Here is a 12,636-nt window from a genome sequence, read left to right as displayed (position 1 = left end):
GGAAAGCGTTCAAGCTAGGGCAATCAGGGGTTCCAGATCAGAAGCACAATCATAAGCAGTACGATTGCGCCGATGATCGAGCCGACCCAGATGATTGCCTTTTTGTTTACCGTTTCCTTCTGTTTGCGCTGAACGTAGCTCGGTTTCCGGTTAGCCATCGATATCAACCTTTCTTTCGAAAGTGCCTTTTCAGAATATTATAACAAATCCGATAATCGGCCGTAAACTCCGCTCTTTCTTTTTCCTTCAGAAACGGATAAACTGATCGATAGAGTCTACGACAGATCGGAGTGTTACTTCCATGATTTACCGCAATATCGCAAAACCTGTATTATTTCAGATGGATGCCGAGCAGGCGCATCACCTGACCGTGGACGGGCTTGGAGCCGCATCCCGGGTGCCGGGCGCCACTGCGCTGCTCCATTCCATATGGGGCGTGCCGAGCCGTCCCGAGACGACAGTGTCGCTGTGCGGGCTGACGTTTCCGAATCCGGTCGGACTGGCCGCCGGCCTCGACAAGAACGCCAAGGCGGTACGCGGATTTTCCGCGATGGGTTTCGGCTTTATGGAAGTCGGCACGGTAACGCCGCGGCCGCAGAAGGGCAACGACAAACCGAGGCTGTTCCGCCTTCCTTCCGACGAGGCTCTGATCAATCGAATGGGCTTTAACAACGTCGGAACCGAGGCGATGGCTCATCATTTGGAGCAGGCCGGCTCTCAACGCATCCCGATCGCGGTCAATATCGGTAAAAATAAAGATACGCCGAACGAGGAAGCCGAGGAGGATTATCGCAAATGCATCCGCGTGCTCTATCCGTACGGCGACTTCTTCGTCGTCAACATCAGCTCGCCGAACACCCCCGGCTTGCGCAACTTGCAGCACGGGGCCGAGCTGAAAAGTCTCGTGGCCGCCGTCAAGGACGAGATGGAGCAGCAGAGCGCGGCGCGCCGCCTTCCGATGAAGCCGGTGTTCGTGAAGATCGCTCCGGACGTAACGGGGAACGAGCTGGAATATATGATCGAGACGCTGGTGGCAAGCGGGGTATCCGGCGTCATTGCGACCAATACGACGATTGGCCGGGAAGGGCTGAGCCATCCGAACGCCAAGGAAACAGGGGGCTTGAGCGGCAAGCCGCTGACGTCGCGTTCGACGGAGACGATCCGCACCGTGTACCGGCTCACCGGCGGGAAGCTGCCGATCGTCGGCTCCGGGGGTATTTTCACCGCGGAGGACGCATATGAAAAAATACGCGCCGGCGCAAGCCTTGTGGAAGTGTATACGGCTCTGATCTACAAAGGGCCGGACTTGCTGCGCGAATTGAACAAAGGGTTGCTCGGCTTGCTTGCGCGCGACGGATTCCGGCACGTATCCGAAGCGGTGGGTGTCGACGCCAAAGCATGACGACAGGTTCGGGAGGCGGGCGTATGGATAGCAGAGATTGGAAAAAGTTTTTGATTCCATACGAGCAGGCGGTCGAGGAGCTGAAGGTGAAATTCAAGACGCTTCGGGCAGAGATGAAAGCCCGCGAAGAATATTCCCAGATCGAATTCGTGACGGGACGGGTGAAGCGCATTTCGAGCATTATCGAAAAGGCGAAGCGGCTTCAAGTTCCGATGGACCGGCTTGAGCAAGGGATCGAAGATATTGCAGGCATCCGCATCATGTGCCAATTCATTCAGGACATTCAGAGCTTGTCGGACCTGATCCGGCAGCGCAAGGACATGTCGGTCGTCTACGAGAAGGATTACATTACGAATTACAAGGAAAGCGGCTACCGCAGCTACCATATTATTATCGAGTTTCCGGTCCAGACGTCGCTGGGACTGAAGACGGTGCTGGCGGAAATCCAAATTCGCACGATGGCGATGAATTTCTGGGCCACGATCGAGCATTCGCTCAGCTACAAGCATCGGGAAAGGCTGCCCGAGGACGTCAAGCAGCGTCTGCAAAGAGCCGCCGAGGCGGCCCACGCGCTCGATCAGGAAATGTCCAGCATTCGCGACGAGATTATGGACGCCCAGAAGCTGTTCGAGGACAATTCCAATCTCGTCTCGAAGCTGCTCAATCATATTCAGGATTTGTATTATTACCACCGCGTGCGCGAAGCGGCAGGCTTCCAGTTGAAATTCAACGAAGTATGGGAGGCCGAAGACATTATGGGCATGCGTGCCTTGTCGGTGCAGGTCGAGGAAGCGGTCATCCGGGCGAAGAAATCGGACCCTACCTGATTTGAGGACCCGGGGCCGCTGACGGCACCGGCAGGATGGAGTCGCGACGGCCGCGGTGCATTGCGGCAGTGGAGGAACGGTTATGTTCGGTTACGATATGCTGTACGTCGAGTTTTTGTATTATTTCAACGTGGAGCGAGACTACTTCGAATGCCATGAGGTGATGGAGGAGCTGTGGATGGAGGAAGGCCGCAATCCGCTTCATCAAGGGCTGCTCCAGGTCGCGGTCGCCTTGTACCATCATCGCAACGGCAACGTGGGCGGGGCGATCAAGCTTTTCGATCAGGCGATCGAAAAGCTGCAGTTTTATCCGCCGCAGACGATAGGCATCGACCTCGGCAAGCTGCTGGCCGACTCGCAGACGTATATGGATAAGCTGCTGCGAATCGAGGAGCAGCCGTTCGAGTTTTACGATCTCGATATCGTCATCATGCATTCGGAGCTTTCGGCCATGGTCGAGGAACTCAAGCATTTTCCGCCGATTCGGCGGGAAGAGGGGGAGCTTTCCTGAATTGTCGTCTTCGGGAGGCCGGCAGCGGCTTTTCCCTGTCCCTATAGGCACGAACGCCAAAAAGCGGCGCCAACCGAACCCGGTCAGCGCCGCTTTGCGGTGCTTTTCATGCCTTCAAGGTGTTACTTGCTCTTCGCCTCTTCGAAAAATTTCTTGAAGTCGTCGGGCGAATAGCCGTTCTGCCCGTCGTGGCTGAGGCCGCCCTCCATTCGAAGGACTTCCTTGCCGCCCTTATAATAAATGATCGTAGGCGTCGCTTTAATATTGAATTCGTTCCAGCCAGCCTCGTATTCCCACAGATTGAATTGCTTCAAGTCGATTCCCGCCGTTTTGGCAATCGGGTTCAGGACCGGGGTCGTGGCGATGCAGTGAGGGCATGTCGTCTGGAAATAGTAGACGAACATATCCTTTTTGTCCTTCAGATCGTTTTTCAGATCCGCGGTTTTAATAATGTTTTGGTAATTCGCGTCGTTCAGCTGGGCCAGCGTTTCCGGGCGAAGTTTCGACGCTTCGACTCCGTAAAGCTGCTTCGCTTTATCGTTCGCCGTCGGATCGATTTTGCTGACGCGGGTTTCTTCCTTGGCCTTTTCGCTTTGATGATTTACAATGAAAAGAAGGACGAATAGCCCCACGATAATGCCTAAATAAAGCAGCAGCTTCTTCATGTTTTCACCTCGGTACGTATAAGAATGCAAAGCCAATAGTATGTATTCGACTTGCCGCCACGGTTTCCTCCAAGGACCGGGGGCAAAACGTGATCATTTTTTGAACGAGACCAGACAGAGCGGAGTACGACGTATAATGGCCAAATTGCCTGCCCCTTTTGTGCAACACATGGAATCGCTGCTTCAGGACGAATTTTCGCCGTTTCTCCGATCGTACGAGCATCCCCGCCAGCAGGCTATCCGCGTAAACGGTTTGAAACTATCCGCATCACGGTTCCGCGAGCTCTCGCCCTTCCCGCTATCCCCCGTCGCTTGGGCGCCGCAAGGCTTCTACATTCCCGAGGCCGAGCGTCCCGGCAAGCATCCGCTGTACCATGCCGGCCTTTATTATGTGCAGGAGCCGAGCGCCATGGCGCCGGTGGAGCTGCTCGACGTGCGTCCCGGCGACAAGGTGCTCGACCTGTGCGCCGCCCCCGGGGGCAAATCGACGCAGATCGCTTCCGCGCTGCAAGGACAGGGGCTTCTCGTTGCCAACGACAACCAGCCGGACCGGGTCAAGGCGCTCGTCAAAAATATCGAGCTGTACGGGGTGACCAACGCCATTGTCCTGAACGAGACGCCGGAACGGCTCGCGCCAGCCTTGCCGCAGTTTTTCGATAAAATTCTCGTGGACGCTCCTTGCTCCGGGGAAGGGATGTTCCGCAAGGACGAGAGCATGGTCAAAAGCTGGGACGAGCAAGCGCCGCTGCGCTATGCCGCGATGCAGCGCGACATCTTGGCCCGTGCTGCCGATATGCTGAAGCCCGGCGGCCGAATCGTATACTCCACCTGCACGTTTTCCCCGGAGGAGAACGAGCGGACAATCGCCGCTTTTTTGCAGGATAGACCGGATTTCCGCGTCGTTTCGGTTCCGCTGCGGCACGGCTTCGCGTCGGGCCGGCCGGATTGGATCGGCTGTGCCGATCCCGACAGCGTCTGCGCCGCTGTGGCCGGTACGGTGCGGCTGTGGCCGCATCGGCTGCAAGGCGAAGGTCATTATGTTGCCGTGCTGGAACGGGCGGGCAGCGCTCAAGAGCCGGAGAACGGCATGCCGGACGAAGCTGACGAGAGTGCCAAGCGGCCGGACTCGTCCGCATGGACGGGCGTCGGGCCGGGCGGACAGTCCGGTGCGATGCGTTCCCGCAAGGGCTCGGACAAATCCGGCCGTCCGGAGCGGCTTGCCGCAAGCGGCAAACGGGACGGCAAGCGCCCGGACGAGGGCGGAAGAGGGCAACAGGCAGCGGACGGCGAGACGCTGTTCCGGACGTTCGTGCGGGATCACCTGAACGTCGCTCTGAGCGGAGTCGTCCGGCAGCAGCGGGATTACGTCTACTTGACCGCCGAAGGGGCGCCGGCTTTGGACGGACTGAAGGCAGCCCGCCCGGGCTGGTTCGTCGGCACGGTACACAAGGACCGGTTCGAGCCCTCGCACGCCTTGGCGATGGGATTGAAACGCCATGCGGACGCCGTCCGCTCGATCTCGTTCGGACGGGACGACGCGGAGGCCGTCCGGTATGTAAAGGGCGAGACGCTTCAGCTTGCCGAGGAGAAGTTGAACCGGAGCCGGGAAGAGGCAGCTGCCAAAGGCTACTGCCTCGTCTGTCTGGAGGGCTATCCGCTCGGCTGGGGCAAGTGGCAGGACGGTATGCTCAAAAACGAATATCCGCCGGGATGGAGATGGTCTTAACATGGGCAAAAAACAGCGAGTCGATAAAATATTGTCCAATATGGGCTTCGGTTCCCGCAGCGAAATCCGCCGACTGGTCAAGCAGGGCGCGGTTAAAGTAGGCGGAGCGACGATCAAGGATTTTGGTTTGCAGGTCGACCCGGAGCTGGACGTCATCGAAGTCGGCGAAGAGCGGGTCGTGTTTCGCGAATTTGTTTATGTGATGCTGAATAAGCCGCAAGGCGTCATCTCCGCGACAGAGGACTCCCGCGATCGTACGGTGGTGGACCTGCTTTCTGACGAGTACCGCCATTTTGACGCTTTTCCGGTCGGCCGGCTCGACAAGGATACGGAGGGTTTGCTGCTGCTGACGAACGACGGAAAGCTCGCGCATAACTTGCTATCGCCGCGCAAGCATGTCCCGAAGACGTACTACGCCGAAGTAGAGGGCCGTGTCGGGGAAGAGGACAAGGACGCGTTCCGCCGGGGCGTTACGCTGGACGACGGTTACGTGACGATGCCGGCGGAGCTGCTCGTGCTGAGGGAAGGCAGCCCGGAGGCCGGCGTCGTGTCGAAAATCGAGCTGACGATCATGGAAGGCAAATTCCATCAAGTGAAGCGGATGTTTCAGGCGGTGGGCAAAAAGGTCGTCTATTTGAAGCGCATCGCGATGGGCTCGCTCCTGCTGGACGAGCATTTGGCCGCAGGTCAATACCGCGAGCTGACGGTAGAGGAGCTGGAGCAGCTTCGCGGGCATACGGACCAATAGAGCAAATCCGGCTATAGCTATAAAAAAAAGACTCACACTTGGCTTTTTGCAGAAGGAAACGGAGGAGAAACGAAATGACTTACCGGCTGATCGCGCTGGATGTAGACGGCACGCTGTTGAATGACCGATACGAGCTGACCGCTGATACGGTCGAAACCGTCAGGGCGGTGCATGAGGCAGGCGCGACGATCGTGCTGTGTACCGGGCGCTCTCCCGTCAATTCGCTGCCGCTGATGGAGCAGCTTGGCCTGGAAGGAACGCTGATTACGCATAACGGGGCCGCCACGATCCGCTCCACGGACCGGCAGGTCGTGCACGAATATCCGTTCGAAACGGAGCAGCTCCGACCGCTTGTGGCTTATTGCCGTGAACGTCGGGTGCATCTGGATATGTGTACGCCGTTTGAATTGTATGTGGAAACCGAGCTGGGCGAACGGGAGGCGGCGATGTACGGCAAATTTATGCTCACTCCGCAGCGTATCGGCAATATTCTCGAGCTCGGCCGGGCGCCGGTCAAATTCACGGTGTTCGGCGACAAGGACGTTATGGACCGCGTGGAGGCGGATTGGCTGGGCATGTCGCTGCCGCTGTCCGTGCTGCGCAGCGGCGATTTGTTTATCGATGTGATGCATCCGCAGGCGACGAAAGGGAGCGCGCTGCGCAGTCTGGCAGAATCGCTCGGGATCGAGCGCAGCGAGGTGATGGCGATCGGCAACTATTTCAACGATGTGGAGATGATCCGGTTCGCCGGTCTCGGCATTGCGATGGACAATTCGCCGGAAGGGGTCAAAGCCGAGGCGGACGCGGTTACGGCTTCCAACAACGAGGAAGGCGTCCGTCAGGCGCTTGTCCGCTATTGTTTGAACGGACTTGCTCGGTAACAAGCCGCAATTGAAAGACTTCAACAAAAAAGGGGATCGGCGCTCCATGCGCCGATCCCCTTTCGTTCAGCCGCAACGTCTCGTATTAGTACAGGAACGAGCGGGATACGATAACGAGCAGGATGAACAGTACCAAGATAACAGCCGTAGAAGTAAAGCCCCCAACAACACCAGACATGCGAACTCCTCCTTATTCGTACAATATGGTCTTTTTCAAAAAGGGATCCGTCTCGTTCCCGCCATTAATACAGGAATCCGCGGGATATGATGACCAACAGGATGAACAGCACGAGAATGACGCCAGTCGACGTGAAGCCTCCAATACCGGACATTGCGATTCCTCCCCATTTGAAGGTATTTCCCGAATGCGGCAGTTCTAGTGCCGTCGTTGTTTCTCTAACGAGAAAGTTGGTTTTTCTGCATTCGGCATACTCCATCATATTGTGATGATCGCAAATCCGTTTGGACATTTGCCCGGACGCATAGAAAATGGGCTCTGGCCGGATAATAGTGGAGAATGCGCTGGGAAGTCCAGAAAGGAGAGGATGTCCATGTCAGGGTTAACGGTTAGGCCCGATCTGAAGACGGCCGGCGGAGAAGTGACGGAGCTGCTATTCGACGGGCGTTTCGTTGGTGTCATGACGCTCGTGTACCGGGAGGGCGGACGACTCTCCGGGTCCATTCAATTGGAAAGCAAGTCGCTGGAAGCGCGCTCGAAGAACGAGGTCGTTCGAGCGGCCCGCGCTTACGTGGAGCATCTGACGGATGCGCTTGGGGCGGACGACTGCGAAGTTATCGTGACCTGCAGCAGCTATGAGCGCATCCTGGCAGCCGGATATCATCGAGGGGATACCGATTCGTTCGCCGATGAAACGGAGCTTTACGACCTGCAAGCCGACGGCGACGGCGACGACGACGGACATCTGGAAGATATAGACCCGGAGCAGAGCGATACGATCGAGATGTACGCGGACCCGGACGAGGAGCCGGACATCGATCTTGTCGTGGTCGGAGAGAGCCGCAACCGGATCGAATATCATTTGTACGACGGCGAGCAAAATTGGTTGGGAGAAGCGTATGTGCGGATTAGCGGGGCCAGCGTTTATGCCGAAATCGACTGGCGCTACGAGCCGGACGAGGAGGAAAGCGAATATGCGGCAGAGCTGCTCGTCGCCGATTTTGACCCGGATGAGGTGGACCTGTTCCGCATCGAGATGAAGCTTGACGGGGAACTGCTGGAGACGATCCAACTGGCGCATGAGGATTTGCTGGACGAGGACGAGGATGAGGAAGCTGACGAAGCTGACGTAGTGCCGCTATTCAGCCGCGAGCGCGATTATTCGGTGGTGCTGGTTCGCAACGACGGGGATACGCTGACGTACGACCTGTACGAACAGTCGCATGGCGGGCTGCCGATTGCGCAGGCGACCGTCGTTGTGAGCCAGCGCGAGCTGACCGGATTCATCGACTTCCGCGACCCGGAAAGCTCAGCCGATCGCGAATATATCGGCTCGCTGCTGATGCGGGAGCTGGACAAGGACGAGGATTGCGAGTCGCTGAATTTGACGATGCTCGTGAACAACGAGCTGATCGATGAAATCTGGTATGAAACCGAGTATTTCCATTAATATGAAATATCGTTAATACGAAATAACGTTTGGACGAAAATAAGACGGACGCTCCTGCCGCGATTCAGCGGGGAGTCCCGTCTTTTTGCGCAATCCTGCCATCAAGTACAAAGTCAGAGCTAACTAAGGTCTGACTTTGTACTATCCAACCGTACGGCTTATTACCACGGAGACGGAGGGGCCGGACGTGCGGAGTCCTTTCGGGTAATGGTTTTTGATCTGTCCTTCGCTGGCTTTGCCCCAGCCCAAGGGGAAGCCTTCGACGGCCACAAGCGTCCAGCCGCTCAGCTCGCGGCTTGCCGGGACCGTCTCGCCTCGCAGAAAGGCGCTCACTTCCGGCGCATCGGCGGCAAACGATACGGCGTTCCGGCATTGCTCCGGACGTAAGGCCATAGCGAGCGAATGTGCCGGCTCGGCCCGGCCTTTCTTCAGCTCGGCTACGTGCAAGCCGGGCCGCAGCGTCTTCAACCCGTCGAGCAGGCCGGCCGGGAGCGGGCTCCCGGGGGGCGAGGGGAGCCAGTACAACCGGTCGCCGAACAATAGCGGTTCTCCTGCTTCGGGCGTAAAGCCGGGCACCGTCTCCGCCAGCATCGCGTTGACCGTCGCCATCGCCTCGCGTGCCGCTTTATCGGCGGGCTGGCCCCCTCTGGCTCTGCGCTCTTTTTTGCGCGTATGGCCTGCTTCGGAGGCCAGGACGTCGCCCGGCTCTCCGCTTTTGCCGAGCAAGGCCACGAAATGGCCTTCTCCCCGTACAAGATGAGGCCACAGCCGCTCCGTGCGGAGCACCGTAAATTCGGGATGCGCCGCCGTAAAAGCTTCCAGCACATCCTCGTTCTCCGACCGGTTGAACGTGCAAGTGGAATAGACGAGCGTACCGCCGGGCTTTAACATCGGGGCGGCCGCCTCGAGAATGTCCAGCTGGCGCGCTGCGCACATACGGACATGGTCCGGGGACCATTCCTCCCTTGCGTCGGGATCTTTGCGGAACATGCCTTCGCCGGAGCATGGCGCGTCCAGCATGATTTTATCGAAGGCGGAGGGCAGTCTGCGGGACAGCGAGTCCGGGTCGGAGCTGACGACGATGGCGTTGGCGATGCCCAGCCGCTCCACGTTTTCGGCCAATATTTTGGCGCGCGCGGGGTGAATCTCGTTGGCTACGAGGAGCCCTTGTCCGTTAAGCCGTCCAGCGATCTGGGTCGACTTGCCGCCCGGCGCCGCAGCCAGATCCAGCACGATATCCCCCGGACGGGGATCGAGCAGTTGGACGGCCGACATCGCCGAAGGCTCCTGGATGTAATACAGTCCGGCCTGATGGAACGGATGCTTGCCAGGCCGGCTTGCTTCGTCGTAATAATAGCCTTCCGGGCACCACGGGATCGGCTCGAGTCGGAACAGGCGGCGCAGCATGTCCGCAACGGTTCCGCTGAAGCCCCCCGCAGCATCGCTCTCGCCGAGCTTAAGCGGATTCAGCCGCAGTCCGGTCGTCCGCGGTTCATGATAGCTGGCCAAAAACGGCGTCGCCTGTTCCTCCCCCAATTGGCTGCGAATATGCTCGATAAAGAGTGGCGGTAGCGAATTCATTGTCGTACTCCTTCTTTACGTTTTGACTGCGGCGCCTTTGCCGGCGGTATATTTGACGACCTTGTTCTTGCCGGTCGTTTTCGCTTTGTACATCGCCTGATCCGCCTGGGCGATCAACTGCTCCGCGGTGACGTTGGCGCCGGACTTGCTGAAGCCGATGCTGACGGTGACGCCGGCCTCCGCCTCGATCCGGGCGCGCACCTTTTCGCAGAACTTGGCCATATTGAGCGACGAGTCCGTGACGAGCACGACCATCTCTTCGCCGCCGAAGCGGCCGGCCAGGCCGATCTCCTCGGCTTCTTCCATCATGATGCGGGCTACGTCCTTCAAAGCTTCGTCTCCCGCCTGATGTCCTTTCGTATCGTTCAGCTTCTTGAAGTTGTCGATATCGCTGAACAGGACGGATACGGTGTAGCCGTAGCGTATGTACTGCTCGGTCTTGCTCAGCAGGAAGCGCCGGTTGTACAGCCCGGTCAGCCCGTCCGTAATCGCCGTCCGGTAGCTGGCCTGCATTAATTCTACGATCCGTTCAAATAACAGCACGAACAGAATAAAGTAATAGAACAAGGGCGCGTACAACTCGGTCAGCGTCAGAGCGACGGCAGGCTCCTCCAGCATATAGTGGTTGATCAGATGGGCCAGATGGGACATGAAGAAGATAGCCAGTCCGGACATGTAAGCGTGCCTCGAGCCGATCTGGTTCGGGATGGCGATGAAGAACACGAACACCAGCAGCAGCAAATACAAATCTCCGCCGATCCGGCCAAGCGTGTCCAGCAGTTCCGGAGGCCCGTCGAACAAGAAGCGCACATTAAGCCGGAACGCGGCGAGCGCCGCGGCAGTCAGCAGCGACAAATAAAAATAAAGGTGATGGCGTTTTTTTGTGGAATTATACAGTTGATAGATCGCGCGATTGATCGTAATGAAGGCGACGATCAGCAGCGTCTGCGCCGCCAAATCGCCCCAGCCGCTCGTCGCGCCGGAAAGGGATAAGCCGATCATCGCGGCGTAATGCGCGATGAAGACGACGATGGACACGGTCAGCGATAAATACGCTTTGCGCTTTCGGCTCGCAAACAGGCGGACCGACATGACCAGAATCATCGCCAGCACGACAAGAATGCCGGTATAAGCATACAATCGGGCGTAAGCGCCGATGAAAAGCTCCGATACGTTCAAATTGTCCTCCACGGTTGTCGTCCGCACCGGCTTGCTGCCTTAGAGGGCGATTGTACGAATGCGACGGCCCTTAGCCATTCGTTTGGCTTGCGGCGATGCGCCAGAGCCGATCCGACTTTATTATAGCATCTTACCATACTCTGCAAAATGGGAGACAACACCATGAATATTTTACAAGCTTTGTTTTTTCCGCCCGAGCAGCCCGGGGGGGTCTCGTCTATGGTCCCGTACATTCAGGAATCGTTTCTGGATAAAGGCTGGGGGATGGATCTATTCTCGCTGCCCAAGCGGGTCCGCTCCAAAGGGACGGAGGACGTCGAGTTCGACACCTTCGATTGGCGGCAGTACGGCGGAAATCCGATAGTCGACAAATATATCCAGACGTACAAGGACTACGTCTGGTGGACGCGCATGCGCATGCGCAAATCGTACGATCTGATTCACGCCCATCACCCGATAGCGGGACTCGTCATGAAGCAGCTGTTTCCGGACACGCCGGTGCTGATTACCCTGCACTCCAGCTATGAAAAGGAATTGACGCTCAACGGCAAAATCGCCCCGGGCGGACCGGAGGAGACGTTCCTGACTTCGCTATACGGCGAACTGGAGCATAAGCTGGACGGCATCGCCACCGCCTCGGAATCGTTCAAGCAATATTTGGCCGGGTTTATGCGCAACGGTCAGGCGATCAAGGTCATTCCGAACGGCTTCGACGAGCGGAGATTCAAGCCGGTATCCCACGACAGCGCAGTGCCTCAGCTGATCTCGGTATGCCGCCTCGTTCCGGCGAAGGGCATCGACGTGCTGCTGCGCGCCTGCTCGGAGCTGAAGAAGCGCGGCCAGCCGTTCGTGCTTCATCTGATCGGCGACGGGCCGATCCGCGAGGAGCTAGAGCGGCTGGCGGTGGAGTTGAACATTTACGAGGAAACGATTTTCTACGGGTACATGCTTCATCCGGAGGAGTTTATGCCGTTCTTCGACGTGTTCGTCCTTCCGTCGCGGGCCGAAGCGTTCGGCTCGGTCTTCGCCGAGGCGGCGCTATGCTGTCTGGCGCTCGTCGGCACGAATGTGGGAGGGATCGCCGAGCAGATCGACGACGGCTCGAACGGCCTGCTCGTGCCGGTGGATGATGCGGAGGCGCTTGCCGAAGCGCTGGAAAAGATGATGTCCGACCCGTCCTACCGGTACCAGATGGCCCGTTCCGCTTGGTTGAAGGCCAAAAGCACTTATTCGCTCCAGCGCGTTATCGGACAGCTTCAGCAGCTGTACAGCACCCTGATCGTTCCCAAGCTGTCCCGTGAGGAAGACGAATCCCCGTTCGGATAAGCATCCGCCAAAACGGCTCCCGCTAGTCGTTGCCTTTTGTTTCGGCGCAAGCGAAGGCTTTCCGCGCAAACCGCGCATCGGTTCGGAGCGGAATCGCGAACTGCTTTGCCGCAAGGAAAAGAGGCTTAGGACAAAGAAGTCCCGTGCACGGTACATCCGCGC

Annotated in this window: 14 protein-coding genes; 8 read left to right on the top strand and 6 right to left on the bottom strand. The window is 58.0% G+C overall.

The genetic code is table 11. The features are described 5' to 3' along the window. Nucleotides 1–23 precede the first annotated feature (23 nt). The gene (locus ABD796_RS03170; RefSeq protein WP_344902700.1) at nucleotides 24–158 is read right to left on the bottom strand and encodes a hypothetical protein; all 135 of its coding nucleotides are present in this window, start codon (nucleotides 156–158) and stop codon (nucleotides 24–26) included. Nucleotides 159–301: 143 nt separating this feature from the next. Between ABD796_RS03170 and ABD796_RS03165 the strand changes: the two genes are divergently transcribed. The 3 genes from ABD796_RS03165 to ABD796_RS03155 all read left to right on the top strand — a co-directional run bounded on the left by ABD796_RS03165 (nucleotide 302) and on the right by ABD796_RS03155 (nucleotide 2,740). Further along, nucleotides 302–1,402 carry a quinone-dependent dihydroorotate dehydrogenase gene (locus tag ABD796_RS03165; protein WP_344902697.1) on the top strand — a complete coding sequence of 367 codons (1,101 nt, stop codon included), beginning with the start codon at nucleotides 302–304 and terminating at the stop codon, nucleotides 1,400–1,402. Nucleotides 1,403–1,425: 23 nt separating this feature from the next. Continuing rightward, the gene (gene yjbM, locus ABD796_RS03160) at nucleotides 1,426–2,229 is read left to right on the top strand and encodes a GTP diphosphokinase (RefSeq protein ID WP_344902694.1); all 804 of its coding nucleotides are present in this window, start codon (nucleotides 1,426–1,428) and stop codon (nucleotides 2,227–2,229) included. Nucleotides 2,230–2,311: 82 nt separating this feature from the next. Further along, nucleotides 2,312–2,740, top strand: coding sequence for a DUF309 domain-containing protein (locus ABD796_RS03155; protein ID WP_344902691.1), 429 nt, complete (start codon nucleotides 2,312–2,314; stop codon nucleotides 2,738–2,740). Nucleotides 2,741–2,862: 122 nt separating this feature from the next. Here the strand turns inward: ABD796_RS03155 and ABD796_RS03150 are convergent, their stop codons facing one another. Then, the gene (locus tag ABD796_RS03150; protein ID WP_344902688.1) at nucleotides 2,863–3,405 is read right to left on the bottom strand and encodes a thioredoxin family protein; all 543 of its coding nucleotides are present in this window, start codon (nucleotides 3,403–3,405) and stop codon (nucleotides 2,863–2,865) included. A 133-nt stretch (nucleotides 3,406–3,538) separates the two neighbouring features. Between ABD796_RS03150 and ABD796_RS03145 the strand changes: the two genes are divergently transcribed. The 3 genes from ABD796_RS03145 (at nucleotide 3,539) to ABD796_RS03135 (ending at nucleotide 6,760) form a co-directional block, all read left to right on the top strand. Next, complete coding sequence (locus ABD796_RS03145) at nucleotides 3,539–5,131, top strand: RsmB/NOP family class I SAM-dependent RNA methyltransferase (RefSeq protein ID WP_425566840.1); 1,593 nt, start codon at nucleotides 3,539–3,541, stop codon at nucleotides 5,129–5,131. A 1-nt stretch (nucleotide 5,132) separates the two neighbouring features. After that, entirely contained in the window at nucleotides 5,133–5,879 is a 747-nt protein-coding gene (locus ABD796_RS03140; RefSeq protein WP_344902682.1) for a pseudouridine synthase, read from the top strand. Nucleotides 5,880–5,953: 74 nt separating this feature from the next. Continuing rightward, nucleotides 5,954–6,760 (top strand): Cof-type HAD-IIB family hydrolase, encoded by an 807-nt coding sequence (locus ABD796_RS03135; protein ID WP_344902679.1) that lies wholly within the window; start codon nucleotides 5,954–5,956, stop codon nucleotides 6,758–6,760. Between the two features lie 85 nt (nucleotides 6,761–6,845). Here the strand turns inward: ABD796_RS03135 and ABD796_RS03130 are convergent, their stop codons facing one another. Further along, entirely contained in the window at nucleotides 6,846–6,938 is a 93-nt protein-coding gene (locus tag ABD796_RS03130; protein WP_344902676.1) for a YjcZ family sporulation protein, read from the bottom strand. Between the two features lie 64 nt (nucleotides 6,939–7,002). Then, nucleotides 7,003–7,092: a YjcZ family sporulation protein gene (locus ABD796_RS03125; RefSeq protein ID WP_344902674.1), complete on the bottom strand. Its 90-nt coding sequence runs from the start codon at nucleotides 7,090–7,092 to the stop codon at nucleotides 7,003–7,005. 219 nt (nucleotides 7,093–7,311) lie between these two features. Here ABD796_RS03125 and ABD796_RS03120 point away from each other — a divergent pair, with 219 nt between their 5' ends. Beyond that, on the top strand, nucleotides 7,312–8,388 hold the full coding sequence (locus ABD796_RS03120) for a hypothetical protein (protein WP_344902671.1): 1,077 nt from the start codon (nucleotides 7,312–7,314) through the stop codon (nucleotides 8,386–8,388). A 141-nt stretch (nucleotides 8,389–8,529) separates the two neighbouring features. Here the strand turns inward: ABD796_RS03120 and ABD796_RS03115 are convergent, their stop codons facing one another. Both ABD796_RS03115 and ABD796_RS03110 read right to left on the bottom strand, forming a co-directional pair. Beyond that, nucleotides 8,530–9,969 carry an RsmB/NOP family class I SAM-dependent RNA methyltransferase gene (locus ABD796_RS03115; protein ID WP_344902668.1) on the bottom strand — a complete coding sequence of 480 codons (1,440 nt, stop codon included), beginning with the start codon at nucleotides 9,967–9,969 and terminating at the stop codon, nucleotides 8,530–8,532. Nucleotides 9,970–9,984: 15 nt separating this feature from the next. Next, nucleotides 9,985–11,175 (bottom strand): GGDEF domain-containing protein, encoded by a 1,191-nt coding sequence (locus tag ABD796_RS03110; RefSeq protein ID WP_344902665.1) that lies wholly within the window; start codon nucleotides 11,173–11,175, stop codon nucleotides 9,985–9,987. Nucleotides 11,176–11,310: 135 nt separating this feature from the next. Between ABD796_RS03110 and ABD796_RS03105 the strand changes: the two genes are divergently transcribed. After that, nucleotides 11,311–12,474: a glycosyltransferase family 4 protein gene (locus ABD796_RS03105; protein WP_344902662.1), complete on the top strand. Its 1,164-nt coding sequence runs from the start codon at nucleotides 11,311–11,313 to the stop codon at nucleotides 12,472–12,474. Nucleotides 12,475–12,636: the final 162 nt, after the last annotated feature.

The sequence above is a fragment of the Paenibacillus hodogayensis genome (assembly GCF_039536325.1).
GTDB classification, from domain to species: domain Bacteria; phylum Bacillota; class Bacilli; order Paenibacillales; family NBRC-103111; genus Paenibacillus_AB; species Paenibacillus_AB hodogayensis.
Note: the sequence above shows the minus strand (reverse complement) of the source record. Positions and strands in the feature narration are given on the sequence as shown.

What these genes read in the sequence shown, in the direction of transcription:
- ABD796_RS03170 (WP_344902700.1), bottom strand. Translation starts at nt 158, where the DNA reads ATGGCTAACCGGAAACCGAGCTACGTTCAGCGCAAACAGAAGGAAACG.
- ABD796_RS03165 (WP_344902697.1), top strand. Translation starts at nt 302, where the DNA reads ATGATTTACCGCAATATCGCAAAACCTGTATTATTTCAGATGGATGCC.
- yjbM (WP_344902694.1), top strand. Translation starts at nt 1,426, where the DNA reads ATGGATAGCAGAGATTGGAAAAAGTTTTTGATTCCATACGAGCAGGCG.
- ABD796_RS03155 (WP_344902691.1), top strand. Translation starts at nt 2,312, where the DNA reads ATGTTCGGTTACGATATGCTGTACGTCGAGTTTTTGTATTATTTCAAC.
- ABD796_RS03150 (WP_344902688.1), bottom strand. Translation starts at nt 3,405, where the DNA reads ATGAAGAAGCTGCTGCTTTATTTAGGCATTATCGTGGGGCTATTCGTC.
- ABD796_RS03140 (WP_344902682.1), top strand. Translation starts at nt 5,133, where the DNA reads ATGGGCAAAAAACAGCGAGTCGATAAAATATTGTCCAATATGGGCTTC.
- ABD796_RS03135 (WP_344902679.1), top strand. Translation starts at nt 5,954, where the DNA reads ATGACTTACCGGCTGATCGCGCTGGATGTAGACGGCACGCTGTTGAAT.
- ABD796_RS03130 (WP_344902676.1), bottom strand. Translation starts at nt 6,938, where the DNA reads ATGTCTGGTGTTGTTGGGGGCTTTACTTCTACGGCTGTTATCTTGGTA.
- ABD796_RS03125 (WP_344902674.1), bottom strand. Translation starts at nt 7,092, where the DNA reads ATGTCCGGTATTGGAGGCTTCACGTCGACTGGCGTCATTCTCGTGCTG.
- ABD796_RS03120 (WP_344902671.1), top strand. Translation starts at nt 7,312, where the DNA reads ATGTCAGGGTTAACGGTTAGGCCCGATCTGAAGACGGCCGGCGGAGAA.
- ABD796_RS03115 (WP_344902668.1), bottom strand. Translation starts at nt 9,969, where the DNA reads ATGAATTCGCTACCGCCACTCTTTATCGAGCATATTCGCAGCCAATTG.
- ABD796_RS03105 (WP_344902662.1), top strand. Translation starts at nt 11,311, where the DNA reads ATGAATATTTTACAAGCTTTGTTTTTTCCGCCCGAGCAGCCCGGGGGG.